General features: G+C 72.7%; 26 protein-coding genes. 13 read left to right on the plus strand and 13 right to left on the minus strand.

What is annotated here, in order from left to right; genetic code table 11:
- Nucleotides 1-23: 23 nt before the first annotated feature.
- A complete protein-coding gene (locus IEZ06_RS00695; RefSeq protein ID WP_189234678.1) occupies nucleotides 24-1,316 on the minus strand; it encodes an ABC transporter substrate-binding protein in 1,293 nt (430 codons plus the stop codon).
- A 463-nt stretch (nucleotides 1,317-1,779) separates the two neighbouring features.
- Between IEZ06_RS00695 and IEZ06_RS00700 the strand changes: the two genes are divergently transcribed.
- Entirely contained in the window at nucleotides 1,780-2,517 is a 738-nt protein-coding gene (locus IEZ06_RS00700) for a maleylpyruvate isomerase family mycothiol-dependent enzyme (protein ID WP_189234679.1), read from the plus strand.
- A gap of 119 nt (nucleotides 2,518-2,636) precedes the next feature.
- Complete coding sequence (locus IEZ06_RS00705; protein ID WP_189234680.1) at nucleotides 2,637-2,885, plus strand: hypothetical protein; 249 nt, start codon at nucleotides 2,637-2,639, stop codon at nucleotides 2,883-2,885.
- A gap of 184 nt (nucleotides 2,886-3,069) precedes the next feature.
- Here the strand turns inward: IEZ06_RS00705 and IEZ06_RS00710 are convergent, their stop codons facing one another.
- Entirely contained in the window at nucleotides 3,070-4,263 is a 1,194-nt protein-coding gene (locus tag IEZ06_RS00710) for an ROK family protein (RefSeq protein WP_189234681.1), read from the minus strand.
- Between the two features lie 272 nt (nucleotides 4,264-4,535).
- Here IEZ06_RS00710 and IEZ06_RS00715 point away from each other — a divergent pair, with 272 nt between their 5' ends.
- The 6 genes from IEZ06_RS00715 (at nucleotide 4,536) to IEZ06_RS00740 (ending at nucleotide 11,499) form a co-directional block, all read left to right on the plus strand.
- On the plus strand, nucleotides 4,536-5,750 hold the full coding sequence (locus IEZ06_RS00715; protein WP_189234682.1) for an ABC transporter substrate-binding protein: 1,215 nt from the start codon (nucleotides 4,536-4,538) through the stop codon (nucleotides 5,748-5,750).
- Between the two features lie 39 nt (nucleotides 5,751-5,789).
- Nucleotides 5,790-6,758 (plus strand): carbohydrate ABC transporter permease, encoded by a 969-nt coding sequence (locus IEZ06_RS00720; RefSeq protein ID WP_189234683.1) that lies wholly within the window; start codon nucleotides 5,790-5,792, stop codon nucleotides 6,756-6,758.
- Between the two features lie 104 nt (nucleotides 6,759-6,862).
- Complete coding sequence (locus tag IEZ06_RS00725) at nucleotides 6,863-7,705, plus strand: carbohydrate ABC transporter permease (protein ID WP_189234684.1); 843 nt, start codon at nucleotides 6,863-6,865, stop codon at nucleotides 7,703-7,705.
- Between the two features lie 192 nt (nucleotides 7,706-7,897).
- Entirely contained in the window at nucleotides 7,898-10,057 is a 2,160-nt protein-coding gene (locus IEZ06_RS00730; protein WP_189234685.1) for a beta-galactosidase, read from the plus strand.
- A gap of 103 nt (nucleotides 10,058-10,160) precedes the next feature.
- On the plus strand, nucleotides 10,161-10,763 hold the full coding sequence (locus IEZ06_RS00735; RefSeq protein WP_189234686.1) for an Ohr family peroxiredoxin: 603 nt from the start codon (nucleotides 10,161-10,163) through the stop codon (nucleotides 10,761-10,763).
- Between the two features lie 181 nt (nucleotides 10,764-10,944).
- Nucleotides 10,945-11,499 carry a hypothetical protein gene (locus IEZ06_RS00740; protein WP_189234687.1) on the plus strand — a complete coding sequence of 185 codons (555 nt, stop codon included), beginning with the start codon at nucleotides 10,945-10,947 and terminating at the stop codon, nucleotides 11,497-11,499.
- A gap of 195 nt (nucleotides 11,500-11,694) precedes the next feature.
- On the opposite strand, the gene IEZ06_RS00745 is transcribed toward IEZ06_RS00740, so the two are convergent.
- The 4 genes from IEZ06_RS00745 to ctaD form a co-directional block, all read right to left on the minus strand.
- Nucleotides 11,695-12,033, minus strand: coding sequence for a DUF3040 domain-containing protein (locus tag IEZ06_RS00745; RefSeq protein ID WP_189234688.1), 339 nt, complete (start codon nucleotides 12,031-12,033; stop codon nucleotides 11,695-11,697).
- A gap of 438 nt (nucleotides 12,034-12,471) precedes the next feature.
- Entirely contained in the window at nucleotides 12,472-13,032 is a 561-nt protein-coding gene (locus IEZ06_RS00750; RefSeq protein WP_189234689.1) for a hypothetical protein, read from the minus strand.
- 23 nt (nucleotides 13,033-13,055) lie between these two features.
- On the minus strand, nucleotides 13,056-13,634 hold the full coding sequence (locus IEZ06_RS00755) for a DUF5709 domain-containing protein (RefSeq protein ID WP_203871694.1): 579 nt from the start codon (nucleotides 13,632-13,634) through the stop codon (nucleotides 13,056-13,058).
- A 75-nt stretch (nucleotides 13,635-13,709) separates the two neighbouring features.
- Nucleotides 13,710-15,413: an aa3-type cytochrome oxidase subunit I gene (ctaD, locus tag IEZ06_RS00760; RefSeq protein ID WP_189234690.1), complete on the minus strand. Its 1,704-nt coding sequence runs from the start codon at nucleotides 15,411-15,413 to the stop codon at nucleotides 13,710-13,712.
- 218 nt (nucleotides 15,414-15,631) lie between these two features.
- On the opposite strand from ctaD, the gene IEZ06_RS00765 reads away from it, so the two are divergent.
- Together IEZ06_RS00765 and IEZ06_RS00770 are read left to right on the plus strand one after the other, a co-directional pair.
- Entirely contained in the window at nucleotides 15,632-15,817 is a 186-nt protein-coding gene (locus IEZ06_RS00765) for a hypothetical protein (RefSeq protein WP_189234691.1), read from the plus strand.
- Nucleotides 15,818-16,085: 268 nt separating this feature from the next.
- Nucleotides 16,086-16,655: a hemerythrin domain-containing protein gene (locus IEZ06_RS00770; protein WP_189234692.1), complete on the plus strand. Its 570-nt coding sequence runs from the start codon at nucleotides 16,086-16,088 to the stop codon at nucleotides 16,653-16,655.
- A gap of 87 nt (nucleotides 16,656-16,742) precedes the next feature.
- Here IEZ06_RS00770 and IEZ06_RS00775 read toward each other — a convergent pair whose 3' ends face one another.
- The 3 genes from IEZ06_RS00775 to IEZ06_RS00785 form a co-directional block, all read right to left on the minus strand.
- Entirely contained in the window at nucleotides 16,743-16,946 is a 204-nt protein-coding gene (locus tag IEZ06_RS00775; protein ID WP_189234693.1) for a hypothetical protein, read from the minus strand.
- A 186-nt stretch (nucleotides 16,947-17,132) separates the two neighbouring features.
- Nucleotides 17,133-18,314 carry an ROK family transcriptional regulator gene (locus IEZ06_RS00780; protein WP_189234901.1) on the minus strand — a complete coding sequence of 394 codons (1,182 nt, stop codon included), beginning with the start codon at nucleotides 18,312-18,314 and terminating at the stop codon, nucleotides 17,133-17,135.
- Between the two features lie 169 nt (nucleotides 18,315-18,483).
- On the minus strand, nucleotides 18,484-20,358 hold the full coding sequence (locus IEZ06_RS00785; RefSeq protein ID WP_189234694.1) for a sensor histidine kinase: 1,875 nt from the start codon (nucleotides 20,356-20,358) through the stop codon (nucleotides 18,484-18,486).
- Between the two features lie 118 nt (nucleotides 20,359-20,476).
- Here IEZ06_RS00785 and IEZ06_RS00790 point away from each other — a divergent pair, with 118 nt between their 5' ends.
- Nucleotides 20,477-20,896, plus strand: a complete 420-nt coding sequence (locus IEZ06_RS00790; protein ID WP_068896778.1) for a hypothetical protein — start codon at nucleotides 20,477-20,479, stop codon at nucleotides 20,894-20,896.
- Here the strand turns inward: IEZ06_RS00790 and IEZ06_RS00795 are convergent.
- From IEZ06_RS00795 to IEZ06_RS00805, 3 genes are all read right to left on the minus strand, one after another.
- Nucleotides 20,838-21,722 carry a hypothetical protein gene (locus IEZ06_RS00795; protein WP_189234695.1) on the minus strand — a complete coding sequence of 295 codons (885 nt, stop codon included), beginning with the start codon at nucleotides 21,720-21,722 and terminating at the stop codon, nucleotides 20,838-20,840. The two genes, IEZ06_RS00790 and IEZ06_RS00795, sit on opposite strands and share 59 nt — an antisense overlap.
- Before the next feature lie 225 nt (nucleotides 21,723-21,947).
- Nucleotides 21,948-23,483: a S1 family peptidase gene (locus tag IEZ06_RS00800; protein ID WP_189234696.1), complete on the minus strand. Its 1,536-nt coding sequence runs from the start codon at nucleotides 23,481-23,483 to the stop codon at nucleotides 21,948-21,950.
- A 77-nt stretch (nucleotides 23,484-23,560) separates the two neighbouring features.
- The gene (locus IEZ06_RS00805; RefSeq protein ID WP_189234697.1) at nucleotides 23,561-24,580 is read right to left on the minus strand and encodes a LysR family transcriptional regulator; all 1,020 of its coding nucleotides are present in this window, start codon (nucleotides 24,578-24,580) and stop codon (nucleotides 23,561-23,563) included.
- A 142-nt stretch (nucleotides 24,581-24,722) separates the two neighbouring features.
- On the opposite strand from IEZ06_RS00805, the gene IEZ06_RS00810 reads away from it, so the two are divergent.
- Nucleotides 24,723-24,938 (plus strand): DUF6158 family protein, encoded by a 216-nt coding sequence (locus tag IEZ06_RS00810; protein ID WP_229797686.1) that lies wholly within the window; start codon nucleotides 24,723-24,725, stop codon nucleotides 24,936-24,938.
- Nucleotides 24,939-24,986: 48 nt separating this feature from the next.
- Nucleotides 24,987-25,226, plus strand: a complete 240-nt coding sequence (locus IEZ06_RS00815; RefSeq protein WP_189234698.1) for a helix-turn-helix domain-containing protein — start codon at nucleotides 24,987-24,989, stop codon at nucleotides 25,224-25,226.
- An 85-nt stretch (nucleotides 25,227-25,311) separates the two neighbouring features.
- Here the strand turns inward: IEZ06_RS00815 and IEZ06_RS00820 are convergent, their stop codons facing one another.
- Nucleotides 25,312-26,133, minus strand: coding sequence for a patatin-like phospholipase family protein (locus IEZ06_RS00820; protein ID WP_189234699.1), 822 nt, complete (start codon nucleotides 26,131-26,133; stop codon nucleotides 25,312-25,314).

The raw sequence follows: 26,133 nt of genomic DNA on the forward strand, positions 1-26,133 counted from the left end.
CCTCTCGGAGACTCGGGTGCGGGTTACTTGATCTTCTCGACGTCCTTGAGCGCCTGCGCCCAGGCCTCGTCGGGCTTCTGCTTGCCCTGCTCGATCCGCTGGAGGCCGTCGCCGAACGCCTTGAGGATGTCACCGGCCTTGGGGCCCACCTTCTGCGGCTTGAGCGCCTTGGCCGCGTCGGTGAAGATCTTGCCGATGGGGGCGTTGCCGAAGTACGGGTTGACGAACTCGGCCACGGCGGGGTCGTCGTACAGCTCGGGCAGCGAGGGCAGCGCGCTGGCCTCCTTGAAGAGCTTGATCTGGCTCTCCTTGCCGGTCAGCAGGTCGATCAGCTCGGCGGCCTCCTTGGGGTGCTTGCTCTGCTTGGGCACCATCAGGTGGGTGCCGCCCTGGTTGCCGCCGCCGCCGGGCACCGCGGCGATGTCCCAGGCGCCCTCGCCGGGCTTCTGGTCCTTGATCGTGCCGGTCTTCCACGCGGGGCAGACCATGGTGGCGAAGCTGCCCTTGACGATGCCGGTGTTCCACGGCGGGGTGAAGGCGGGGAGCTTGGCGGACAGGCCCGCGTCGATCATCTTGACGGACAGGTCGAAGGCCTTCTTCACCTCCGGGTTGGTCCCGGCGATGACGTTGTACTGGTCGTCGTAGTAGCCGGTCGGGGCCTGGTCGACCATGGCGCGGAAGTGCTCGCCGGGGCCGTCGGTGAACTTGGCGCCGGGCACGTTCGCAGCGGTGAACTTCTTGCCCGCCTCGATGTACTGCTCCCAGGTCGGCCAGAGCGCTGAGACCTCGTCGCGGCCGGTGGGCAGGCCGGCCTTCTCGAACAGGTCGGGGCGGTAGCACATGGCCAGGCCGCCGACGTCGGTGCCCAGGCCCATGAGGGAGGAGCCGTCGTTGGAGACGCCCTGCTGCCACTTCCAGTCGAGGTACTCGCCCTGCCGCTTGTCGAGGCCGAACTGCTTGAGGTCGTGGAACTTGCCGGGGTTGGGGGTGAAGGCGCCGACGTAGCCGCCCTCGACGGCGACGACGTCCGCGGCCCCGGCCCCGGTGGCCAGCTGGGTGATGAGGTTGGTGTGGTGGTCGTTGAACTGCGCGCGCCGCTCCACGATCTCCACGTTGGGGTGGGTCTTCTTGAACTCCTCGTACAGCGGCGCGTAGTGGAAGTCGCTGAACAGCGCGACGGTCAGCTTGATCTTCTCGGCCGGCGCGCCGGAGCCGCCCGCGGAGGCGGTGCCGGTGCCGCCGCTGCCGCAGGCGGCCACGCTCACGGTCAGCGCGACCGCGGCGAGCATCGGGGCGAGGGGGCGGAGCTTGCCCATGGAACCCTCCCAGGGTCCTTATGAATGATCATGAAGAGAGCGCTCCCTGGAGAGGTTGTTCTCTCACGGGCCCCATGTCAACGGTCCGGCGCATAACGATCGCCGTTACCGGACGGTTCCGCAGGGAACTCGTCGAGAAAACGCTCCCTCTCATTTCTGCGGATAATCCCAGTTCAAATGATGTTTTCGGAGCGAAGCGGAGTCACGGGGGAGCGCTCCCAGAGACGTTCGGATCGTCTCCGAGAGGAGTGCCGGCCGCCACGGGGCCGCCGATCGCACGCTTGACATCCTGGCGGCGGAGGGAGGAACCTCTGCTGCGAGAGCGCTCCCTGATCTGTCGCCCCGCCCGCGAGGAGGTGCCCCGCGGCCGCCTCGAAGCTCCGGCGGCCGGGCCCTTCCCCGGGCCGCCGGCCCCGCCCCGGGGCGCCGTTCCGCGGCGGTGTCCCGGGGTATCACCGTTGATATGACCAGAGAACCGGACGAATTAGCTCATTTCCACCCATTCGATCTGCTCGACACCGAGGCGGAGCGGCTGGACCGCCACTTCTCCCGGCTCGGGGCGGAGGCGTGGAACCTCCCCTCCCGGTGCGAGGGCTGGTCGGTGCGCGACGTCCTGGCCCACCTGGCGGGGGAGGAGCTGTACAACCACGCCTGCCTGGACGACGACGTCGGCGGGTTCTTCGCGATGCTCGCCCGCGAGGGCGTCGAGGGCGGCCTGGCGGGCTTCAACGACTGGTGCGTACGGCGCCGCCGCGGCCTGCCGGTGGAGGACGTGCTCGCCGAGTGGCGGCACCGCAACGCGGAGACGCGCCGGCGGATGCGCGCGCTCGGCCGCGACGCGGTGCTGCCGACCGCGGCCGGGCCGTACCCGGTGGGGCTGCAGGCCTTCCACTACGCCTCCGAGTACGCCACCCACGCCGACGACGTGCGGGCGCCCGTGGGGGAGGACGAGACCGACCGCCGCATCTGGTGGCGGACCGAGGTGGGCGTGTTCGCGCTCGCCGAGCGGGACCCGGCGGTCCAGGTCGAGGTGACCGCCGAGCGCGTCTGGGTGTGCGCGCACGGGGTGTGCGCCCAGGTGCCGGCGCCGGTCTTCGTCGAGGCGACGGTCGGCCGGCTGCCGGAGGGCCTTCCGCTCGACCGGGCGCTGGGGGACGCGTTCGACCGCGAGCTCCGCTCGGAACTGCGCTGCCTGGCGTGAGCCGGGGCGCTTTATCCAGTCTTATCCCGCTTCGGCGGATTGTTGGGAGGTCAGCGGGAACAAGGACTGTCCGGCAACCGATCGCGCGGCTGGAGACCCCGGCGGCGAGGAGGTGTCCCATGGCACTCATCGAACGAGAATGCGTCCGGCAGCTGCTGGAGTCGTCCGACCCGGACGCGGCGCTGGTCTTCGTCCGCGGGGACTGCGTGGTCCTGCCCGAGGAGCGGATCGACGACGACCACCGCAGGCTGGTCGTCGCGCGCCGCCGCGACCTGGACCGCTTCCTGGGCGGCGGCACGATCACCGAGCAGCAGGTGGACCTGCTGGCCGAGCGGCTCGACAACGCCGTCCGGGACCTCGGCGCCTGAGGACACCCGGAGGAGCCCGCAGAAGCGCGCGGATGCCCGCGGACGCCCGGGAGACGCCCGCGGACGCCCGCAGGAGCCCGGCCGTCCCGGGAGACGGACGCCCGGGACGGCCGGAGGGCGGCGGAGCGTCCCGGGGTCCCGAGGGGGGACCCCGGCCGGGCCGGGCGGCCGGGGCGCGGCCGGCTCAGCTCGCCGTGGGCTGCGAGGCGGCCGGGGCGGTCCGGCCGAGCAGGAACTCCTCCATCACGAGGGTGGCCGCCCCCAGCGCCACCGCGTCGGGACCGAGGCGGCCCAGCACGATGGAGGCGGTCTCGTACGGCTGCGCCAGGGAGTTCTCGGCGGCGGCCTGCTTGATCCTCGTCATCCGGTGCTGCCCCAGCAGGAGTCCGGCCCACCCGCCGATGACGATGCGCTCGGGGTTGAACAGGTTGATCAGGTTGGCCAGGCCCGCTCCGAGGTAGTCGGCCGTCTCGTCGACGACGGGATGGCCCGAGGCGACCAGCTCGGCCAGGACCGCCTGCTCGTCGACGGTCCCGGCGGGCATCCCGGCGCGCGCCAGGATGCTCTCCGCCCCGATGTAGGCCTCCAGGCAGCCCCGGCCCCCGCAGCGGCAGGCCCGCCCCCGGAATTCGATCTTGGTGTGCCCCCACTCGCCGGCGCTGCTGTTGGCGCCGCGGTAGGTGATGCCGTCGGTGATGATGCTGGCCCCGGCTCCGGAGCCGATCAGCGCGACGATGGTGTGGCGGGTCCCGCGCCCGGCGCCGAACCAGAGCTCGGCCTGGCCCATCGTCTTGGCGCCGTTGTCGACGTAGAGGGGGAGCGAGGTGCCCGCACGCAGGAGCGTGCCCAGGGGCACCGCGTCCCAGCCGAAGGTCTGCGCGTGGATGAGCGCCTCCGGGCCGCTCTCCACGATGCCGGGCACGCCGATGCCCACGCCGAGGACCCGGCCGGGGTCGACGCCGCTCTCGGCCAGGACGGCGTCGATGCCGGACAGGATGTGCTCGGCGACCAGCCCGACGTCGTGCCGGGACGGGTGCAGGGGGTGGTCGGCCTTGGCGCGCTCGTTCATGTCGAGGTCGAACAGCTCGACGCGCACGTGGGTCTCGCCGACGTCCACCCCGATGGCGTAGCCGAACTCCGGGTCGACGCGGAGCAGCACCCGGGGGCGCCCGCCGTCGGATTCGACCAGGCCGGCCTCCACGACGACGCCGTCGGCGATGAGGTCGCCGGTCACGTTGCTGACCGAGGCGGCGCTCAGGCCGGTCAGGCCGGTGAGCTCGTGGCGGCTGGTGGGCCCGGCGAAGTAGAGCGTCCGCAGCAGCACCGCCCGGTTCCCCTTGCGGAGGTCGCGTACCGTCCTGCGTTCGGGCCTGACCATGGTCTTCCTTCCCCCGGAGCTGCGGCCATGTTAGAGCGGGCCGTGAAGTGACTCATCCGGTGCCTGGCGTGATGATGCCCCGCCGACTATGCCCGGTCCAGGTCTCCGCGGCACACCGCGCATTGCGTTATCGAAGTGTTCCCAATCACATTCTATCTTTTTTTAAGGTTTGGACTATCTTGTGAGAAGTCTCCAGGAGCGCTCTGAGCTGTGGCGATGCGCCGCCGTGCGGGCACGCAGCTCCGCCTTACACCCCCCGAAGGAGAATCACAATGGTCAGGAGAACGCGCGGAGCCCTCGTGGTCGCGGCGCTGGTGGCGGGGCTCGCCGCCTGCGGGAGCGGCGGCGCCGCGGAGGCCGGCAGGACGCTGACGTTCTGGACGTTCCAGCCGCTCACCCCGCAGGGCGGGCAGATCCTGGAGAGGCTCCGGACGGACTTCGAGAAGGCCAACGGCGTCACGGTCAAGCTCGTCCAGATCCCCAAGGACGACTACAACACCAAGCTGGGCACCGCGATCGCCAGCAAGAACGCGCCCGACGGCGGCTACCTCGACCAGCCGCTGGTCTCCCGGTACGCGCTGGACGGCACGATCCTCCAGGTGCCCGCCGGGACGATCGACGAGCAGGAGTTCTACGCCGGAGGCCTGGAGACCAACAAGGTCGACGGCAGGCTCTACGGCGTCCCCCTCGACATCACCACGGTGGGGCTGTACTACAACAAGAAGCTCGTGCCCACCCCGCCCAGGACCTGGGACGAGCTCAAGCAGGTCTCCGAGAGCGTGCACAGGGCGGACCCGAAGGTCGCCGGCATCGTGGTGCCCAAGGGTGACGGCTACGGTGCCTGGATGTGGCCGGGCTTCGTGGCCGGTGCGGGCGGCACCCTCGTCGACGAGAAGGCCAAGAAGGTCACCTTCGACGAGCAGCCCGCCGTCGACGCCCTGCAGCTCTGGGTGGACCTGCTGAAGTCGTCCCCGCGGAGCGTCACCGACGCCGACAAGGCGTTCGAGAACGGCCTGGCGGCCATGACGATCAGCGGTCCGTGGGACATCTCCACCATCCGGGACCAGTTTCCGGACCTGGACTTCGGCGTCGCGCCCCTGCCGTACAGGAACGAGCCCGCCAGCAACATCGGCGGCGAGAACGCCGTGGTCTTCACCGGCACCAAGAACGCCGACCTGGCCTGGAAGTGGCTCGAGCACCTGACCACCCCCGACAACAGCGTCGCGCTCGCCGAGGCGGTCGGCGGCTACCCGGCCAACATCGAGGGGGCCGGGATCGCGGCGGCCAAGATGGGCCCCGAGCACGCCGTCTTCATCGAGGCGCTCAAGGCCACGCGCGCCCGGCCCGCCGTGCCGCAGTGGATCCAGATCAACGACGAGATCATCGCCCCGGCGCTGGAGTCGGCCCTCACCGGCAAGGTCGCGCCCAGGCAGGCGCTGAGCGAGGCGGGCGCCAAGGCCCGCACGCTGCTCGGCTGGAACGGCTGACCGGCCCGTCGGCGGACCCGACGCGAGAGAGGTAATCCCGTGGCATCTCCGGTAGCGGCCGAAAGGCCCACCGCGGCGCCCGGTCCCGGGCGGCGCCGACGCCGCCCGGGGGCCGGGCGCCGCGACCACCTCGTCGGATGGCTCCTGGTCGCCCCGGCGGTGGTGTACTTCGTCGTCTTCCTGCTGTATCCCGCGCTCTCGGCGCTGTACTACAGCTTCACCGACTGGGACCTGCGCAGCGAGGCGAACTGGGTCGGCCTGGCCAACTACGCCGACCTGTTCTCCGACGACGTCAAGTATCCGCACTTCTGGAAATCGGTGCGGGTCACCCTCCAGTACACGCTGATCGCGGTGCCGCTGACGCTGGGCACCGCCCTGGCGCAGGCACTGCTGGTCAACGCGGTCCGCCGCGGCTCCAACGCGTTCCGGCTGCTGCTGTTCCTGCCGGTGGTCACCGCCGAGGCGGCGGTCGGCGCCATCTGGCGCTGGCTCTACGACCCGCAGTACGGCCTGATCAACAGCGTGCTGGGGCTGTTCGGGGTCCCGCCGCAGAACTGGCTCAACACCCCCGAGCTGGTCATCCCGGCGCTGGCGTTCATCGCCGCCTGGCAGTGCGGCATCTCGATGATCATCTACCTGGCGGGGCTGAAGGGCATCCCCGCCTCGATCACCGAGGCGGCGACCATCGACGGCGCGGGACCGGTGCAGCGGTTCCGGAAGGTGGTGTTCCCCATGCTCCGGCCCACCACCTTCTACCTGCTGGTCACCGGGGTGATCGCGGCGCTGCAGGTGTTCGGCCTGGTCTACGTGATCTTCTCGGGCGGCGGCGGCAAGGGGGCGGCGGGCGGCCCCGAGCAGTCGGGCCTGGCCTACGTCCTGCACCTGTACCTGTTCGCGTTCCGCTACGACGCGATGGGCGCGGCCTGCGCCATGTCGTTCATCCTGCTCGTCTTCATCATGATCATCACCGCCGTGCAGTTCAGGTTCGTCAAGCAGGAGGCGGCGTGAACGCCGTTACATCAAGGACACAGGGGACACAGGGGACACAGGGGACACCGAAGAGGTCCGGACCGCCGGGGAGGCCCGGGAGGCCCGGGACGCCGCCGGGGCGGGTGCGGTCCGGGCTGAGGCTCGCCCCCGTCTACGCGGCCCTCGTGGTGCTCGCGGCCGTCGCGGTCGTCCCGTTCGTCTGGATGCTCGCGACCTCCTTCAAGCACGGCCCTGACATCTACACCAAGGTGCCCAGCCTGCTGCCGCTGGACCGCAGGACGGGAGAGTGGTCCCCCACCCTGGAGAACTACTCCTACGTCCTCGACATCAGCGGCTTCGGCCAGGCCTTCCTCAACAGCCTCTGGGTCTGCCTCGTCCTGGTGCCCGGCAAGCTGCTCCTGGACGCCTTCGCCGCCTACGCCTTCGCGCGCATCCCCTTCCCCGGGCGGGACGGGCTCTTCGTCGTCCTGCTCGCCGGGATGATGGTGCCCACGATCACGCTGCTGGTGCCCAGGGTCCACGTCACCCAGCAGCTCGGCATGTTCGACTCGCCCTGGGGCCTGATCGTGCCCAACCTGGTCTCGGTGCTGGACATCTTCCTGCTACGGCAGTTCTTCCGCTCCCTGCCGGGCGAGCTGGAGGAGGCCGCGCTCATCGACGGGGCCGGCCGGATGCAGATCTTCTGGCGGATCATCCTGCCGCTCTCCAAGCCGGTGCTCGCGGTCGTCACGATCACCAGCTTCATCTTCCACTGGAACGACCTGGTCTGGCCGCTGGTCGTGCTCAACAGCCCCGACCTGTACACGCTGCCGCTCGCGCTGCAGCAGCTCACCAGCCAATGGGCGGGCCGGGCCTACTACATCATGGCCGGCGCCTCGCTGGCCGTCGTTCCCGTGGTCATCGTCCTGCTGGTCTTCCAGCGGCGCATCCTGGCCGGCATCGCGTTCACCGGCCTGAAGTCGTAGGCCCCCCGGCGCCGCCGATCCGGCGGCGCCGGCCCGGCCCGCCGTACCCGTCGGCCCGCCGTACCCGTCGGCCCGCCGTACCCGTCGGCCCGCCGTACCCGCCCGCCGACGTCCACCGGCGCCCGTCCGCCCCCGTCCGCACCCGCGCGCACCCGCCGCAAGCCCGTGCGCACCCGTCAGAAGGAGCCCTGCGTGACCATCGAGGTCCGCGACGGAGTCACCGTCATCGACGGCGAGCCCCGGCTGCTCGTCACCGCCGACTACCCCTACTACCGCGACCATCCCTCGGTCTGGGCGGACCGGATCACCGCGATCCGCGACGACCTGGGTATCACCGTCGTCACCTGCTACATCCCCTGGCGGCACCACCAGCCGGAGGCCGGATCGCCGCCGGACTTCACCGGCTCCACCCACCCGAGCCGCGACGTCGTCGGCTTCCTCGCCCTGTGCCGCTCGCTCGGGGTCGAGGTCGTCGCCAAGCCGGGCCCGTTCATCCACGCCGAGACCGACTTCGGCGGCCTGCCCGACTGGGTCGACCCGGAGATCGACGGCCTGATCGAACCCCTGCTGGACGCGGCGGGAGCCCCGTCGCGCTGGGCCGGCCGGCAGCTGCCCGCTCCGCTCGGCGCGGTCTTCGACGCGCACGCGACCCGGTGGCTGGAGGCGGTCGGCGAGGAGGTCCTCACCGGCGCCCGCCACCCGGACGGCCCCGTCGTCCTGGTGCAGATCGCCAACGAGGGCATCTTCACCAACGGGGCGCTGCCCCTGTCGGCCTACGACTACAGCGCCTCGGGCCTGGCCTTCTTCCGGGCCGGGCTGGAGCGGCGGTACGGCACGCTGGAGGAGTACAACCGGCTCCACGCGACCGAGGCCGGCGGCTGGGACGAGATCGAGCCGCCCCGGGAGTGGACGGGGCCTGCGCGTTCGGAGGAGCAGCAGGCGTACGCCGACTGGGGCCGCTTCCACGCCGACTACCTCACCGAGGTCTACCACCGCTGGACCCGCGCGGTGGGCTGCGGCGTGCCGGTCGTGGTCAACCTGAACCCGCCCGCGGGCGACCACCACTCCTTCGACGACTGGCTGGCCCGGGTCCGTCCCGAGATGTGGGACGGCGTCCACTACGGCTTCACCAACTGGATGGGCGTGGTCTCGGCCGACCCGGACGCGCAGGCCCGCTACGTGCTCGCCGCCAAGCGTGCGTCCGGCCCGAACCTGGAGGAGAACTGGGGGTTCTCCGAGCTCTACGACCGCGCCTACGCCGACGCGACCACCAGCTTCCACCAGAGTCTGCTCGCCCTGGCCGCCGGGGCGACCGGCTTCAACGTCTACACCGCGGCGGGCACGTCCGGCTGGCCGCCCGGGCTCGACTCCGTGCACGCCGCGCCGTACCCCGACTGCGCGCCCATCGGGGCCGACGGCACGGCCGGTGCGAAGGCGCCCGCGGTGCGCGCGCTGGCGGAGTTCTTCGCCCGGCACGGAGCCGAGTTCCTGGAGTGCGCACCGGTGCACGGCGGGGCGTTCGGGCTCTACCTGCCGTACGCGGGCATCGCCGCCTGGGCGCCGCCCGGTTCCGGCGCTCCGGAGTGCGGCCGCGCGCTGCGCGCCTTCCACGACCGCATGCGCGCCGCCGGGCTCGACTACCGGGTGCTGGACCTGGAGAGCGCGGACGCGCTGGAGCCGGAGGCCTGCCCGCGCCTGACGGTCCCGGGCGGCCCGTTCATGCACCGCCGCGTCCAGCGGCTGCTGGCCGGGTACGTCACGGGCGGCGGCCTTCTGGAGGTCGACGGCGTCCTGCCCGAGCTGGATGAGGACCTGCGCCCGTGCCGGATCCTCGCCGACGCGCTCGGCGGGGCCGCGGCCCCGGAGGGCGGTACGGCGGGCGCCGGCGGCGCTGACGGGACCGGTGCTTCCAGGGTCGGCGGCGCTGACGGGACCGGTGCTTCCGGGGCCCGGGGCGCTGACCCGACCGGCGGTTCCGGGGCCGGGGGCGCGGCGCGCGGGCCCCGGGTGGTCGAGGGCGACGCCGACGCGTTCCTGCGGGTGCACCCGGACCGCGACGTCGCCTACCTGACGGTGCTGACCATGAGCGGCCACGAGGGTCCCGTACGGATCGACCTGGACGGCCGGGAGACGGTGGTCGTCACCGCACGCGGCGGCGCGGCCGTCCTGCGCCTCGTCGCGGGCGCGCTGGACGACTTCCTGGTCAAGGGCGTCAACGGCTACCTCGACTCGGCGGTCGCCGCCGCCGTCCGGACGGGAGAGGCGGCGTACGCGGCGGAGGGGCCCGCCGACCTGGCCCGGATCGGGGGGTCGGTGATCACGGGACCGTGTCGGCTCTCCCCCCTGGGGTAGGTAACCGGCGTTCCCCGCCGTGTCACGCGGATCCGGACCCGGGACGGCACGACACGGCGGGCGTCGGACCCGTCCCGGGCGGGGAGATTCGGGGGATCGATCCATGAGCCAGGACACGAGAACCGGCCGGGAGCGGCCGGGAACCGGCACGGCCGACGCGCCGGGCCGGGTGACGGCCTCGGACTACTCGGGGCCGGGCGTCGAGGCCGAGCTCGACCCGCGCCGTACGGCGGGGGCCGGGCGCGACGGGTCCGCGCCCGGCGCGGGCGGCCCGGACGGCCATGGGGACTACGACACGCTCTACACCGCGCGGGCGTCGTCGGCGGGCGGCCGGGGCGGGCGGGTGACGACGGACGACGGGCTGCTCGACCTGGAGATGCGGGCCCCCCGTGAGCTCGGCGGGCCCGGAGGCGCCCCCAATCCGGAGCAGCTCCTGGCCGCGGCCTACGCGACCTGCTTCCACAGCTCCCTCGAACTGGTCGCCGGCCGGGGAGGCGCGGACACCGGCGGCGCGAGCGTCGACGCAGCCGTGACGCTGCGCAAACGCGGTAAGAGCGACGACTACGCGATCGGCGTCGAGGTGACCGTCCGGATGCCCCGGGTCGACCGGGAGACCGCCGCGCGCCTCGCCGAGCAGGCGCACCGGCACTGCCCGTATTCCAAGGCGCTGCTGGGCTCCGCGGAGGTCGGGGTGCACGTCGCCTGACCCCGGGCGGCGGGTCCGTGTCAATCTTGTCCCAGGAATCATCCCTGGAACGGGGAGGGGCGGGGAGCCCGCCGCCGGAGCCGGGTAGTCAACCTCCGTCGCGACGACGCCGGCGGAGGTGCCCGCCGGGACGTCGTCGGAGTCCACACCGACGGCAGGATCGACGGCAGGGAGAAAGCCCATGCGGCAGCGGAACACGGTCGTGCGCGCCGTGCACGACATCGGGACGGCCATCTGGTTCGGGGGCGCGCTGATGGGCGCCGTCGGCCTCAACGGCGCCTCCTCCGAGGTGAGCGACAGGCGCGAGCGCACGCGGGTGGCGAACGCCGGATGGAACCGGTGGACGCCGGTCAACGCGGCGGGCATCGCCATGAACATCGTCGGCTCGTTCGGCCTGCTGGCGGCGAACAAGGGCCGGGTGGCCACCCAGCGGGGCGTGGCCGCCAACTCCGTGGCCAAGGGGATCGTGACCGGTGCGGCGCTGGCCGCGACGGCCTACAGCAGGAAGCTCGGCGCCGAGCTCGACCGGGCCGGCGACGTGCCCGCGGAGGGCGGGGTGAAGCCGGACGAGGACACCCCGCTCGAGATCGCCAGGGCGCAGCGGCGGCTGCGCGTCATGCAGTGGGTGGTCCCCGGCCTCACGGGCGTGCTGGTCGTCCTGACCTCCCTGCACGGCGAGCAGCAGCGGCCCGGGGAGGTGGTCCGGGGCGTGGTGCGCGGCGCCTTCTCCCGCTGACAGGGGCCAGGCGGCCGGGAACCACTCGGCGAGGCGTCGAGTGGTTCCCGGCCGTCCGGCGGACGGCAGGGGCCGTACCCGCTCGGCCCCGCCGGAGCGGTGGCGCCCCGGCGATCCGGGCACGGGCCTCGGCGCCGTCGGCGCCGCAGGACGCGGCGAACGGGGTGGGGACGTCGAGCGGGGCGGAGGCGCCGCTCACGGGCGGCAGGCCGGTCTGCGGACCTCGGCGGGCAGCTCCGAGGAGGGCGGTTCGGAGATGGTGGGCCCGGCGGAGGCGGGAGAGGACCGCAGTGTACACGGGCGGTCGGGAAGCGCGAGGGTGAGGACCACCAGCACGGCCGTCAGGATGAACGTGGCGGCGACGACGCAGACGAGCTCCCGCCGGCTGGTGGTGTAGCCGAAGCGGTGGCACACGCCTCTGGCGGGCCGCGCCGCGTTCAGGGCGTCCATGCGGCAGGCGAAGGCCCGGTCCTGCCTGCGGAGCGACTGCTCGATCTCCGCCAGGATCTGGCTCTCCCGCCGGGACAGGCTCACGACGTGCCGCCGGCGCGCGGAGGACCGGCTCGGCGGGGAGCCCGGGCGATCGGGTTGACACTGCTCAGAGGTGACATGGCCGTCCAAGAGAGGAGGGGGAGCACCTATCGGCTGTTTCATCCAGCCATCAGGACGAATTCCCCGTCGAGCCGTGATCACGCTGCACCCGTACGGAGATCGCAGAACTTTGGCACCGGAACGCCAACGGAGACCCGAATCTCACCTTTTCGTGGCTTTCATCTGGAAACATTCGCCGTCATGCGACCGCCCGTCCCGCCGTGCCGGAGGAACCGGCGCGGCGGGACGGGCGGTGGACAGCCGGACGGCCGGACGGCCGGACGGCCGGACAGCCGGACCGGCGGACCGGCGGACCGGCGGCCCGGAGCGCGGACGGCCGGGTCACCGGCGGCCGGACCGGCGGCCCGGAGAGCGGAGATCTCAGCGGAGGGGCCGGCCCGTGCCCTCTCCCGGCAGGTATCCTCCGTCGTCTTCCCCGGTCCGGCCCGACCCGCCGTCGGGATCGTCCTCGTCCCCGGAGACCCAGCCCAGACCGGCCCCCACGTGCCCGCCTCCGGGCGCGGCCGTACGGTCCGGCCGCGGCCCGTCGTCGTCCGGACCGTCCTCCACCGGGCCCCTCGCCCGCCGGGCGGCGTCCTCCGGACGGTCGTACGGGCCGTCGGCGCCCTCCGGCATGGGGGAGGGACTGGGCCCGGGGACCGTCTCGACGTGGTCGAGGTCGTCGGTCCGCGCGCCCACCGCCTTGGCGTCCGAGCCGGCCGTGCCCGGCTGCTCGTCGTCGGGGCCGGCCATGTATCCCATCGGCTCGGACCAGCCGCTCTTGGGCGCGGCGTCGTCGTCCGGATCGCCGCCGGGCTTGGCGTTGGACCCGCGGATCGAGGCGGGGCCGACGTCGCCGCCCATGTTGTGCAGCTCGGGATCGAAGGTCGTGCCCTTGAACTTCTCCCGCTCGGCCTCTCTGCGGCGCTCTTCCTCGCTCATCGCGCTCCCTCCTCCTGCCGCGCTCACTCGGGCTCCACCCGCATGGCGGCCTCCTCGGCGGTGTAGCCGCCGCCGTCCGGGCCGACCTCCTCGCCGATCAGATCGGCCTCGGTGTCGGAGCGCCCGCCCTGGTCGGGGTCGACCAGCCGGCCCGCGGGCCGGGGCTCGTCCCACACGGCACCGGACGGCTCCTCCGGCTGCGCGGGGTAGCCGGGATCGACGCCGGTGTCCGGTTCGTATCCGGTGTCGAGGTCGGAGCCCGGCCCCAGGCCGCTCTCGGCGCTCACCCCGCCGTCGAGGTCGTCCGGGATCTCCGGGTCCAGGCGCCGCTCCCCGGAGCCGGCCTCCTCGGACGGGTCGACTCCGAACACCGGCTGCTCCTCGGGCTCCTCGCGGGCCAGGCGGCCCTCCAGCGGTTCGCCCTGGATCTGCTCGTCGACCGTGGTCCCGAAGTCGTCGACCGCGATGGGACGGTCGCCGGGAAGCGGCGCCTCCTGCGGATCCACCGCCCACTGCTGCTGCGGAGTGCCGTCCTGCAGGTCCGGGATGCCCTCGTCCTCGAACCGCGAACGCGGGTCGTGTTCCGGAATGTGCTCGCTCACAGCGACTCCTTCCTGCTGTTTCCCCTACCGTCCCCCGCTGCCCCCCGAGCCTCGGCGGTAACGGAGGCGGTGGAGTCAGATCTCCTCGGAGGGTTCGGTCGGGTCCAGCTGGCGCGGCTGGGACTCGGCGGCCACCTTGGGGTGGTGCAGGTCGAAGGCGGGCCGCTCGGAGCGGATGGTGGGGATGGAGGTGAAGTTGTGCCGCGGTGGCGGGCAGGAGGTGGCCCACTCCAGGGAGTTGCCGTAGCCCCACGGATCGTCCACGGTCACCCGCGGCGCGTACTTGGCGGTGCGCCAGACGTTGTAGACGAACGGGAGCGTGGACAGGCCCAGGAGGAGGGCGCCGAGGGAGGAGACGATGTTCAGGTCGGTGAAGCCGTCGACGGCGCTGTAGTCGGCGTAGCGGCGCGGGAAGCCCTCCACGCCCAGCCAGTGCTGGACCAGGAAGGTGGTGTGGAAGCCGATGAACAGCGTCCAGAAGTGCCACTTGCCGAGCGTGTCGTTGAGCATGCGGCCGGTCATCTTCGGCCACCAGAAGTAGAAGCCGGCGAACATCGCGAAGACCACGGTGCCGAAGACGACGTAGTGGAAGTGCGCCACCACGAAGTAGGAGTCGTGGACGTGGAAGTCCAGCGGCGGGGAGGCCAGGATGACGCCGGTCAGGCCGCCGAACAGGAAGGTGACGAGGAAGCCGATGGCGAACAGCATCGGCGACTGCAGCACGATGTGCCCCCGCCACATGGTGCCGACCCAGTTGAAGAACTTCACGCCGGTCGGGACCGCGATGAGGAACGTCATGAACGAGAAGAACGGCAGCAGCACCTGCCCGGTGGGGAACATGTGGTGCGCCCACACGGCCATGGACAGCCCGGCGATGGCGATGGTCGCGCCGACCAGGCCGACGTAGCCGAAGATCGGCTTGCGGCTGAAGACCGGGATGACCTCGGTGATGATGCCGAAGAACGGCAGCGCGATGACATAGACCTCGGGGTGGCCGAAGAACCAGAACAGGTGCTGCCAGAGCATCGGCCCGCCCGTCACCGGGTCGAAGATGTGCGTGCCGAGCTTGCGGTCGGCGAACAGGGCCAGCAGCGCGGCGGCCAGCACCGGGAAGACCATCAGCACCAGCATCGAGGTGAGCAGCGTGTTCCAGGTGAAGATCGCCATCCGGAACATGGTCAGCCCCGGCGCGCGCATGCAGATGATCGTGGTGATGAAGTTGACCGAGCCGAGGATCGTGCCCAGGCCGGCCATGGTCAGGCCGGCGATCCACAGGTCGGCGCCGGTCTGCGGGCTGAAGGTGCTGGTGGACAGCGTCGTGTAGGCCGTCCAGCCGAAGTCGGCGGCGCCACCGTTGGTGAAGAAGCCGCTGACCGCGATGAGCCCGCCGAACAGGAACAGCCAGTAGCTGACCATGTTCAGCCGGGGGAAGGCCACGTCGGGCGAGCCGATCTGCAGCGGCATGACCATGTTGGCGAACCCGGCGAACAGCGGGGTGGCGAACAGCAGCAGCATGACCGCGCCGTGCATGGTGAACAGCTGGTTGTACATCTGCTGGTGCACGATCTGCATGCCGGGCTGGGCGAGCTCGGCGCGGATGACGAGGGCCATGATCCCGCCGATCAGGAAGAACCCGAACGAGGTGATCAGGTAGAGGTAGCCGATCACCTTGTGGTCGGTGGAGGTCAGCCAGTGCACGACAACGGCGCCCCTGCGGCGCTTGACCGGGGCCAGCGGTGAGGTGAGCGGCTCCCCGGAGGGCTGTCTGTAGGTCGTCATCACTAGTCTCCACGTGGTCGGTGCCTCACCGGGGACCGGGGGAACGCCGGCCCGCGGTCGCTCAGTGTGATCACGTAATTACCCCATGGAGTCATGCCGAATCTGACCTTCCATCATTCGGGGTGGTCTGTACGGTTTCGGCGGGCCGCCGGCGCCCCGCATGGACGGGCCGTCCGGGGGCAGACCTCCCGCATCGAGGAGACCGACCGGGAGGGACCATGCCGCGATCCGATGAGGACAAGCCGCTCGCCGACCGCAGGGAGAATCCCGAGGTGCACGACGAGCCGGACATCGCCGGGGAGGCCGCGCCGTCCGCGACGGACCCGGCCAACCAGCCTGAGGACGATCCGGACCGCCGGGTCTACGGGCAGGACGAGGGGTACGAGAAGCCGACCGAGGTGTGACACCGGAGCCCGGCGGGGCCGGGAGTCGGGCGCAAAGGCCGCTCAGCGGCGGATCTCCCGCTTAGGGGACCGAGGTAATCAAGCGGGCATCCCGCGGAAAAGCCTTGTTCGGCACGGTCGCGTCGGCCGTGCGCGCACCGCTCCGTTTGCGACCTTGTCGGTGGGAGAGTCCCGCCGCGGCACCGGCCGGGGGCCGCCGCGACCGGCGGCGACCCGCCGCCGGGCAGGCCCCCGGTGCCGGTCCGCGGGTGCAGAGAGGAAACCGCCGATGAGCACAGTCCAGGAGACCGACGTCGTCGCCGTGCTGACGCACGACCACCGCGAGGTCGAGCAGATGTTCACCGAGCTGGAGCGGCTGAGCCCGAGCGACATGGAGCGGCGCCGCCAGCTGACCGAGAAGGCCATCATCGAGCTGGTCCGCCACGCGGTCGCCGAGGAGGCGTACCTGTACCCGGCCGTCCGCAGGGCCGTGCCCGGTGGCGACCAGCTCGCCGACCGGGAACTGGCCGAGCACGCCGAGGCCGAGAAGACCATGAAGAGGCTGGAGCAGACCGACGTCGCCGACCCCGGCCACGCGGCCCTGCTGAAGCAGCTGATGATGGAGATCCGGACCCACATCCGGGAGGAGGAGGACGAGCTCTTCCCCAAGCTGCGCGCGCACAGCGACGTCTCCCAGCTCGCCGAGCTGGGGCGGAAGGTCCAGGCGATCAAGAAGATCGCCCCCACGCGGCCGCACCCGGCCGCGCCGGACAAGCCTCCGGCCAACATGATGGTGGGGCCGCTGACCGGCCTGGTCGACCGGATGCGCGACGCGATCACCGGCCGCGGGAAGGACTAGCGCCTCCGGCCCGGCGCGGCCTCCGCACCGCTCGCGGTCGCCGCGCCCGGCCGTACCCGCCGGCTCCGGCCGCGGGCCCGGCCGGGCTCAGTCGTCGGAGGGCTCCTCCACGTCGTCGGGCGAGTCCGCCCCGGGCGGATGCGGGTCCACCCAGACCCCGCCCTCGGCGTCCCCTTCGGGCTGGGCGTCCGGCGACTGGGAGAGCGGGCTCTGCAGGTGCCGGGAGCCGCCCGGGGACAGGGCCTCCGGGCTCTCCCCGGTGTCCGGGTCGGACGTTCTCGGTTCCGCCATGGTGTTCCCCCCGTACGGGTCTGTCGGTGCGGCCGGGCGCGCCCGGCCGCTGTCTCCCCACGTCAGGCTCTCAGAACCGGGCATACCCGGCCGCCGGGAGACCATGCGCCACCCGGTCGCGAGAAGACGATCAAGAAGGCGGGCCCCGCTCCGGCGGTGCGGGCGCGGACCCGGCGTGACGGCGGCTCAGCCCGGGGCGACGGACCGGTCGACGGTGCCGGGGGACAGCACGTGGTCGACGACCATGACGGCCGCGCCGATCACACCCGCCCGGTCGCCCAGTTCGCTGGCGGTGATGGTCAGGTGCTGGGTGGCCAGGGGGAGCGACCTGCTGTAGATGACCTCGCGGAGCCCGGCCAGCACCTGCTCCCCGGCCTCGGAGAGGTCGCCGCCGATCACGATGACCGAGGGGTTGAAGAAGTTCACGATCGAGGCGAGGACGTCGCCGATCTCGCGTCCCGCCTGGCGGATGAGCTGGACGGCCTGGGTGTTGCCGCCCCGCACCAGGCGGACCACGTCACGGCTGTCCGCCGCCTCCACCCCCTGGGCGCGCAGGCGGGCGGCCATCGCGGCGCCCCCGGCGACGGCCTCCAGGCAGCCGGCGTTGCCGCACCGGCAGACGGTGTCGAGGGCCGAGGCGACCCGGATGTGGCCGATGTCCCCGGCCGCGCCCTGGGCGCCGCGGTGCAGACGGCGGTCGCTGATGATGCCGCAGCCGATGCCGGTGCCGATCTTGACGAAGATGAGGTGGTCGGCCTCCGGGCGGGCGGCCCAGTGCTCGCCGAGGGCCATGATGTTCACGTCGTTGTCGGCGAGCACGGGCACGCCCATCCGCCCGCCGAGCCACTCGGGGACGGGGAAGCCGTCCCAGCCCGGCATTATCGGCGGGTTGACCGGGCGTCCGGAGCCGTGCTCGACCGGGCCGGGCAGCCCGACGCCGATGCCGCACACCTCGGCCGTCGAGTGGCCGGTCTCGGCGAGCATCTCCTCGAAGGTCCGCTGGAGCCAGGTGAGCGTCGGCTCGGGGCCCCGGTCTATCGGCATCTCGGCCGCGCGCTCGGCCAGCACCTCGGTGGCCAGGTCGGTGACCGCGATCCGGGCGTGCGTGGCGCCCAGGTCGGCGGCGAGGACGACGCGGGCGGAGCGGTTGAAGGTGAAGGCGACGGCGGGGCGCCCGCCCGAGGAGACCGCCTCCTCGGTGGGGACGATCCACTGCTGGCTGACGAGCGCGTCGAGCCGCTGGGCCAGGGTGGACCGGGCCAGACCGGTCAGCTGCACCAGCTCGGCCCGGGTGCGGGCCTGCCCGTCGCGCAGGATGCCCAGGAGCGCCCCCGCACCGGAGATCGGACCGTCCCCCTCGCTCCGCATGCGCACAGTCAGCACCCCTCGTTTCCGCCCGTCAAAGGGACTTGCGTCCGCGACGCCCCTTCATTATGCCCATAGCGGAGTTATCTTCGGTTGATCCCCGCCATAAGTGAGCAGGCTCCCGGAGTCGCGGCCCGGGTCCACGGCACCGGCCCGGGGGCACCGCCCGGGGTCACGGGAGCGCGGGGGCCTCCTCCTCGGCCAGCACGGAGGACGGGATCAGGGCGATCGCGCTGATCCCGCCGTAGGGGGAGGGGCGCAGGGTGACCTGGACGCCGTGCCGGGAGGCGAGCATGGCGACCACGAACAGGCCGAGCCGGTCGCTGTCGGCCAGGTCGAACTCCGGCCTGGCGGCCAGGCGGCGGTTGAGCTCGGCCAGCTCCGCGTCCGGGATGCCCAGACCGCGGTCCTCCACCTCGACGGCCAGCCCGGCCGCCGCCCACTCGGCCCGCACGATCACCCGGGTCTGCGGCGGGGAGAACACCGTCGCGTTCTCCACCAGCTCCGCGACCAGGTGGATGAGGTCGGCCACGGCCGCGCCGGTCAGCGAGGCCCGGGGCGCGGGCAGCACCCGTACCCGGGCGTACTCCTCGACCTCCGCCACGGCCGCGCGCAGCACGTCCACCACCGGCACCGGCTTGCGCCAGCCCCGGCCCGGCGCCGCGCCGGACAGGATGATCAGGTTCTCCGCGTGGCGGCGCATCCTGGTGGTCAGGTGGTCCAGGCGGTAGAGGTCGGAGAGCGTCTCCGGCTGCTCCTCCTTGCGCTGCATCGCCTCCAGCTGGGTGAGCTGGCGGTGCAGCAGCGACTGGTTGCGCCGGGCCAGGCTGACGAAGACCTGGCTGACGCCCCTGCGCAGCCTCGCCTGGTCCGCCGCCGCCTCGTAGGCGGTGTGCCGGACCGTGTCGAGCGCCTGCCCGATGTCGCGGATCTCCGGCGTGCCGCCGAGCGGGGGAAGCGCCTCCTCGGGGGCGTCCTGGCCCCGCCGGAGCCGCTCGACCAGCCGGGGCATCCGCACCTCCGCCAGCTGGATGGCCATGTCCCGCAGCTCGCCCAGCTCGGCGGCGAGCCGTGCGGCGAACCGGTGCGCCAGCACCACCGACAGGATCAGCATGACCAGGCCGAGTCCGCCCGCGACCGCGATCTGGACCAGGATGGCGACCGCGGCGGGGATGACCCGGGCCGTCAGCAGCGAGACCACCTCGACCTGCTGGCGCTCCACCTTGACCCAGAGCTGCTCCACCGGCGACAGGTCCATCGGCAGCGTGCGGAAGGCCAGCGTCCGCGACTCCAGGTCGAGGAAGGCCCGGTAGGACGGGGAGGCGCCGAGCGCGTCGTACGGCCCGCGCAGCCCGGCGTCGAGCCGGGCCATGGCCTGCCGGTACACCAGCCGGCGGGCGGCGACCGTCTCGGCGAGCGCGGCGTGCTCGGTGTCGGTCAGCCTCCCCCCGGCGCCCACGGCCGACAGCAGCGCCCGCTCCCTGGCCAGGAGCTCCTTGGCCTCGCCGAGTCCGGTGACCGACCGGGCCTGCTGGTAGATCGAGATGTCGGGGACCAGGATCATCCGGTCGTACATGCGGAACATCGAGTCGATGATGTTGTTGTAGGCGCGGATCACCCGGGTGGTGTCCGCGTCGCGGGAGTCGACCAGGGCGCGGGCGGTGGGCAGCTGGTCCAGCTCGGCGAAGAGCGTGGTGAGCCGGATGCGCATGTCGTCGCCGACCGCGTCCTGGGTCTCCGCCGACAGGGCGGTCCTGCGGAAGGCGGCGAGGGCCTGGTCGGACTCCAGCCGCTGCTGGACGACCGTCTCCTGGTCGGACCTGTCGCGCAGGTAGCGGACGGAGTGCAGCCGCTCGTTCTGCAGCTCGACGACCGCCTTCTCCGAGGGCGTGGCCACGCTCTCGACCAGGGTGTTGATCTCCAGGAGCCGCATCCCGTCCCCGGCGGTCAGCGCCGCGGCGAAGCCCCACAGCAGGACGAGGGAGACGATCGGCACCAGCAGAAGGGCGGTGATCCGGAAGCGGATCGGCCGGCCGGGATTGTCCATACGTCGCCTCGGGGGGAATTTCGTGATGAAATGCGCGATCAGAGATCGCTGCTGAGGCTACACCTCCCGCGGCCGGTCGGTCAGATCCCCCTCGCGTTCCCCACCTCGGAGGCACCCCGTGCGGCTACCGCGCACCCCGTCCGGCTGGACCATCGCCGTCTTCGGCCTGCTGGCCTTCCTCCTCGGCCTGCTCGGGCTCGTCTCACCCGGCACGACGCTGGAGATGCTCGGGTTCGAGGTGCTCCAGACGCGCGCGCCCGGCGACTACACCCTCGTCTACATGGCCGCCTCGTCGATGGCGGCGGTGAACATGGGCGTCTACTACATGCTCGCCTCGGCCGTGGACTTCCGCCCCTTCTTCCTCTGGACGGTCCCGTTCCGCCTGGTCACCTTCACCGTCTTCACCACCCTGGTGGTCACCGGCGAGGCGCCCGCGAAGTTCCTCGGTGTGGGCCTGTGGGAGGGCGCGGGCGCCCTGATCACCGGGGCGGCGCTGTGGTGGGAGAGCCGCCGGACGCCGGCGGCGCGGGCCGCCTGAAGAAGGCCGCGATCGCGAAAGGGTCCACCGGACCGGCGAGCAGGGCGAGCATCTCGTCCCTGCGCGCCGGGTCCACCTTGAACGGGTGGCCGAACACGCGCGGACCGGCCCCGTCGTGCAGCAGCCGGGTCAGCATCAGGTCGCCGGGCAGGGCCTGCTCGGGCAGGAGCTCGTCGGTCAGGGTCACCTCGCCGCCGCCGCCGCCGCCGCCGCCGTCGCCGTCGCCGTCGCTCAGGGTGATCTCCCGCCCGGCGACGCCGAGGACCTCCCAGAGCCGGAGCGGGGTCCGCCGCCACGACTCCAGCAGCGCGACCTCGTCCTCGCGCAGCCACTCGCCCCGCGCGTCCAGGAACTCGCCGACCACGTCGTACTCGAACAGCGCCAGGTCGGCCAGGGCGTGCTCGGCCACCCGCACGCTCCGGGCCACCAGGTCGCCGACCAGGTGGCGGCGGGCCGGCCGGTAGAGGTAGGCGGTCAGCCGCCGGAACAGGTGCGCGGCCCGCGCGGGCAGCTCCTGGCCGGGATCGGTACGGCAGGCGGCGTACTCCTCCGCGTCCCGCCGGGCCGGTTCGAGCCCGGCGTCGAGGGAGAGGGCCTCCTCGACGAGGCCGGCCGCCTCGAACGAGCGGCCCTCGCCCTCCGCGGACCGGGCGGCCAGCAGCAGCGCGACCGGCTCGGTCCGGGGCAGGGCCTTGACGAGGCCGGGAGGCAGTGGCTCGCGTTCCACCTCGTCGGCGACCCGGGCCAGGACCTCCGCCGACCGCGACAGGGAGGCGATCACCTCGGACAGGTCCGCGCCCTCGCTCAGGGATGGGAACTCGCTCATCCCTCCATTCTCGTACGGCCGCCGTACGGCTCCGCCCGCCGCGGTCCGCGTGCGGACTACCGCGACCCGCCGTGACCCGCGAGTGAAGGGGTCCTGCACGTGAAGCGGCGCCGCCGCCCCAGCGGAGGGGATGGCGGCGCCGTTCGGGGGGTGCCGCGCCGTGCGCGGGACCGCGGCGGTGCCCGTGAGCAGCCCGGGCACCGCCGCGGCGGTGCTGCGGTCGTGTTACGGCGTCGTCACGCCGACGGTGAAGGCGCCGGTGCCGCTGTAGGCGTGGATCCGGACCCGGTAGGTGCCCGAGGTGCCGTTGTAGGTGAAGGACTCGTCAGGGCCGGAGCTCGTCCCGCTGGCCACGTTCACCCAGGAGGAGCCGCTCTGCTTCTGCAGGTAGAGGTCGAAGTCGACGCCGTTAGGGCCGTCCAGGCAGAGCCGGTGGGTGCCCGAGCCGGCGGTGAAGCCGCTGCTGTAGAGGTTCTGGCCGGAGGACGTGGCCGAGCCGCTGAGGGTCCGGCCGTAGCCGGTGCAGCCGGTGGGCGGCGGGGGCTCGGTGCCGCCGTCGGTGGCCAGGGTCAGGCCGTACGCCGAGAGGATCTCGTTGACCGGCTGGTGGTAGGTGGTGCCGCCGGAGCTGCAGTTGCCGGAACCGCCGGAGGTGACGCCCTGGGCCTGGTCGCCGGAGATGTACGAGCCGCCGGAGTCGCCGGGCTCGGCGCACACGCTGGTGCGGGTCACGCCGGAGATGGTGCCCTCGGGGTAGGTGACGCTGGTGTTGTGCTGGCCGATGGTGCCGCAGTGGTATCCGGTGGTGGAGCCGGCCCGGCAGATGGAGGAGCCGACCGCCCGCTGCGTGGAGCCGCGGACCGGCAGGATGCCGGAGTTGTAGGCGTTCACGACGCCGGTCGGGGTCCACTGGCTGTTGACCTCGACCCAGGCGTAGTCGTTGCCCGGGAAGGACGAGCCGCGGAAGGTGCCCTGCGCGACCCGGTTGTGGCCCTGCGTGGCGGTGCCGACGTCACCGCAGTGGCCGGCGGTGACGAAACCGCCCTGGCTGCCCGACTTGGTCACCGAGAAGCCGACCGAGCAGCGGCCGCCCATGTAGTAGGCGTCGCCACCGCGCACGTCGTAGAACGGCTGGGGCTGTTCGGCGGTCTGCCGGACGCGGACCAGGGAGGCGTCGGCGCCGCTGGCGTCCACGAAGGCCTGGGCCTCGGCGGTGTCGCGCGCCAGGACGACGACGCTGTTGTCCTGGACGTCGACGTACCAGGAGGCGATCGACTTGGGGGAGCCCTCGGCCTTGGCGTCGAGTGCGCCCTTGGCGGCGTCGAGCGTGGCGAGCGAGTGCCGGACCACCTTGGCCTGCGCGCCGGTCTTGAGGATGGCGGAGACCTGCGTGGAGTCGCTGGTCGCCACGACGAGCTCGGCGGTGGGGCCGGCCACCCAGGCGCCGCCGAACTTCTCGCCGAGCCGGGCGGCGAGCACCGGTTCGACCTTGGCGGCGGCGGCCTCGTTGACCAGGCGGGTCTTCGCCTGACCGGCGTCGATGCCGAGGTCGCGCACCAGGGCGTCGACCAGGCCGGGAGCGGGGGCGGGGGCCTTGGCGGCCATCGCCTTGGCGTCGGTGTACAGGGCGGTGGAGGTGTCGCCGGCGCCGGCCTTGCCCGGGGTGAAGGCATCGTCCGGTCCGGCCTGGGCGAGGGCGGGGGTGGCCACCAGCGCGAGGGCGAGTGCGAAACCCGCCGTCGCGGCATTCCTGCGGAGCATGTGATCTCTCCTCATGTTCGGGGGTGCGCCGTCAACGTAACGGCGGGCGCATGAGGCGCGGATCTACCAGTTCGCCCCTACCGCCGCGTTATGGGAGCGGGCGGAAGGGCGGAGGAGGGGGGATGGGCGTCGGGGTCCTGCGGTGCGGTGCCGAAACGGGGATCGCCGTCCAGCCAGGCCGCGTACCGCGCGCTCCGCCGGACGGCGTCGGCGTGGGCCGCCCGCGCGTGTTCGGCGATCACCGGGGCGACCCGGGCGACGGGTGACTCCGGGTGCCAGCCGAGCAGCTGCCGCCACCGCAGCGGCGCTCCCGCGAGCGGGAGCAGTCCCAGCCCCGTCGCGGGCTGGAAGGTCGCCTGGCAGAGCGCGACGGCGCGGCCGACGGTGGCCAGGTGCATGCACGTGGCCACGTCGGTCTCGTAGACGGTCTTCGGGGTGAAGCCCGCGCGGGCGCAGGCCGCCGCGAAGCAGTCGCTGAAGCAGCCGTCGCCGGGAGTGGCCGTCCACTGCTCGTCGGCCAGCTCGCCCAGCTCGACCTCCCTCCTGCCCATCAGCCGGTGGTCCTCGCTGAGCAGCACGAAGACCGGATCCATCGCGATGGTCGTCCAGACGACCGGCCCGTCCACCGGCGGCGGGCTCTCCCCGCAGGCACCGATGATCGCGAAGTCCAGCCGCCCGGTGGTGAGCATCGCGTTCAGTTCTCTGGCCGACCAGGAGGTGTGGGTCGTCACCGGCGTCGACGGCCACGCCGTCGCGAGCCGGTCCACCAGCCCTCCGAGGATCGGTCCGTTGGTGGCGCCGAGCCGGTAGCGGGGGATCTCCCCGCACGCGTTGGCGAAGCGCACGGCCTCCTCCTGGAGCTCCCGGGCGGCGGGCAGCAGCACCCTCGCCCGGGCCAGCACCAGCTCTCCGAGAGGCGTGGGCCTGGCACCGTTGTGGTCGCGGTCGAAGAGAGATCCTCCCAGCACCCGCTCTATCCGTTTGAGCTGCGCGGTCAGCGCAGGCTGGGCCAGTCCGAGATGGGTGGCCGCCTTGGTGACGCTCCCGGCCTCGGCGACCGCGCGCACGATCCTGAGGTGTCGGAGCTCTAGATCCATACCGGGAAGGTAAGGCCCCAACGGTATGGCCGCAATGAGAACAAGTCATGAAATCTGACTCATTTTCGTGGAATCGTTCCAATGGCGTATGCCGTACCGGAGGTGAGGACGGACCGTGACGGGGTAAGCGGATGCCATGACGATGGGAATCGATCCTAAGGACCTGTCAGAGGACGACCTGATCCGCGAGCTGCGCCAGCTGCACGCCACCCGGACGGACACGTTCCTGCACGGCTCGGCCGACGCGCTCGCCAACCACAGCACCCGGACCGAGGAGCTCGAGGAGGAGTACCTGCGCCGCCACCCCGAGCGCCAGGTCGATCCCGAACGGCTGCGCGAGGGTGCCCGGCAGCGCTGAGACCGGCCACGCCGGGAGACCGGCGGGCCCCACCGAGGAGGTACGGCCATGCGAGACGATCCCCATGATGTCCAGACGCTGTCGACCGACGACATGACCGTCTACGAGGCGGTGGCCTACCTCGCCGTGGACGACCGCGTCGCCGAGACGGCGGACGTCGCCCACGTGGCGGCCCTGCCCGAGGAGACCGTGCGGCGGAGCCTCGCCGCCCTGGCCGAGAAGGGCTGGATCGAGCCCCGGGGCGGGGCCCACGTCCTCGGCCCGCACGACTGGTCGGTGGAGCGCTGAGCCCGTCCGGCGCGGCGGGCGGGCCCGCCGGAGCGCCCCCGGACCGGGCGGACCGGGGGCCCTCCGGCGATCCGCACGGGCGCGTTCAGCACCAGGCCTTCCGTACGGCCTCGGCGACGGCCGGGGCCTGGGCGAGGCCGGCGTCGAAGGCCGGGCGCCACAGGGACGGGTCGAGGACGTTGGCGCCGAAGACGGCGGCGGACGCCTCGTCGGGGACGACGTGGGCGATCTCCGCGTCACCGAGCCGGGCGAGCTCGGCGGTGAAGCGGGCCCTGGGGGAGAGGTGCGCCAGCGGCTCCAGGACCACCACGGCCGACGAGCCCTCCGCCAGGTCGGCGTTGGTCGCCGAGCGGACCCCGCCGTCCATGTAGCGGCGGCCGCCGATCTCCACCGGCGGGAAGACGCACGGCACGGCGCAGCTGGAGGCGACCGCCGTGACCATGGGCACCCCGGAGCCGCGCTCCCAGACGACGAACTCGCCGGTGCCGCAGTCGACCGCGGTGATCAGCAGTCGCCGCTCCGGCCACTCCTGCACCGGGAGCCGCTCGCCGATGGTCTCGATCCTGGCCCCGGTGTCCTCGACCGAGAGTGCCATCGCGCCCACCCGCCGCCGGGCCTCCCGCGGGTCGAGGGACGGGTCGTACAGGATGCCGAAGGCGGCCATCACCGCCTCCATGTCGACCGCCGGGACGGTCGCCCTGGTCTCCGAACCGGCCTGGACCGCGACCGCGCTCTCCAGGTCCGCGCCGGTGGAGACGAGCGCCCCCACCACCGATCCGGCGGACGTGCCGACCACCAGGTCGGCCTCCCCCAGGTCCACGCCCGCCCGCCGGAGACCGGTGACGACCCCCGCCTCCCAGGCGATCCCCGCGACGCCTCCGCCGCCCAGCACCAGTGCTCTCGTCAT

The sequence above is a fragment of the Planomonospora antibiotica genome, from assembly GCF_014647955.1.
GTDB lineage: Bacteria > Actinomycetota > Actinomycetes > Streptosporangiales > Streptosporangiaceae > Planomonospora > Planomonospora parontospora.

Excerpts from the sequence above, each read along its gene's own strand:
- IEZ06_RS00695 (WP_189234678.1), bottom strand. The coding sequence starts at position 1,316 with ATGGGCAAGCTCCGCCCCCTCGCCCCGATGCTCGCCGCGGTCGCGCTG.
- IEZ06_RS00700 (WP_189234679.1), top strand. The coding sequence starts at position 1,780 with ATGACCAGAGAACCGGACGAATTAGCTCATTTCCACCCATTCGATCTG.
- IEZ06_RS00705 (WP_189234680.1), top strand. The coding sequence starts at position 2,637 with ATGGCACTCATCGAACGAGAATGCGTCCGGCAGCTGCTGGAGTCGTCC.
- IEZ06_RS00710 (WP_189234681.1), bottom strand. The coding sequence starts at position 4,263 with ATGGTCAGGCCCGAACGCAGGACGGTACGCGACCTCCGCAAGGGGAAC.
- IEZ06_RS00715 (WP_189234682.1), top strand. The coding sequence starts at position 4,536 with ATGGTCAGGAGAACGCGCGGAGCCCTCGTGGTCGCGGCGCTGGTGGCG.
- IEZ06_RS00735 (WP_189234686.1), top strand. The coding sequence starts at position 10,161 with ATGAGCCAGGACACGAGAACCGGCCGGGAGCGGCCGGGAACCGGCACG.
- IEZ06_RS00740 (WP_189234687.1), top strand. The coding sequence starts at position 10,945 with ATGCGGCAGCGGAACACGGTCGTGCGCGCCGTGCACGACATCGGGACG.
- IEZ06_RS00750 (WP_189234689.1), bottom strand. The coding sequence starts at position 13,032 with ATGAGCGAGGAAGAGCGCCGCAGAGAGGCCGAGCGGGAGAAGTTCAAG.
- ctaD (WP_189234690.1), bottom strand. The coding sequence starts at position 15,413 with ATGACGACCTACAGACAGCCCTCCGGGGAGCCGCTCACCTCACCGCTG.
- IEZ06_RS00765 (WP_189234691.1), top strand. The coding sequence starts at position 15,632 with ATGCCGCGATCCGATGAGGACAAGCCGCTCGCCGACCGCAGGGAGAAT.
- IEZ06_RS00770 (WP_189234692.1), top strand. The coding sequence starts at position 16,086 with ATGAGCACAGTCCAGGAGACCGACGTCGTCGCCGTGCTGACGCACGAC.
- IEZ06_RS00775 (WP_189234693.1), bottom strand. The coding sequence starts at position 16,946 with ATGGCGGAACCGAGAACGTCCGACCCGGACACCGGGGAGAGCCCGGAG.
- IEZ06_RS00780 (WP_189234901.1), bottom strand. The coding sequence starts at position 18,314 with ATGCGGAGCGAGGGGGACGGTCCGATCTCCGGTGCGGGGGCGCTCCTG.
- IEZ06_RS00785 (WP_189234694.1), bottom strand. The coding sequence starts at position 20,358 with ATGGACAATCCCGGCCGGCCGATCCGCTTCCGGATCACCGCCCTTCTG.
- IEZ06_RS00795 (WP_189234695.1), bottom strand. The coding sequence starts at position 21,722 with ATGAGCGAGTTCCCATCCCTGAGCGAGGGCGCGGACCTGTCCGAGGTG.
- IEZ06_RS00800 (WP_189234696.1), bottom strand. The coding sequence starts at position 23,483 with ATGCTCCGCAGGAATGCCGCGACGGCGGGTTTCGCACTCGCCCTCGCG.
- IEZ06_RS00805 (WP_189234697.1), bottom strand. The coding sequence starts at position 24,580 with ATGGATCTAGAGCTCCGACACCTCAGGATCGTGCGCGCGGTCGCCGAG.
- IEZ06_RS00810 (WP_229797686.1), top strand. The coding sequence starts at position 24,723 with ATGGGAATCGATCCTAAGGACCTGTCAGAGGACGACCTGATCCGCGAG.
- IEZ06_RS00815 (WP_189234698.1), top strand. The coding sequence starts at position 24,987 with ATGCGAGACGATCCCCATGATGTCCAGACGCTGTCGACCGACGACATG.
- IEZ06_RS00820 (WP_189234699.1), bottom strand. The coding sequence starts at position 26,133 with ATGACGAGAGCACTGGTGCTGGGCGGCGGAGGCGTCGCGGGGATCGCC.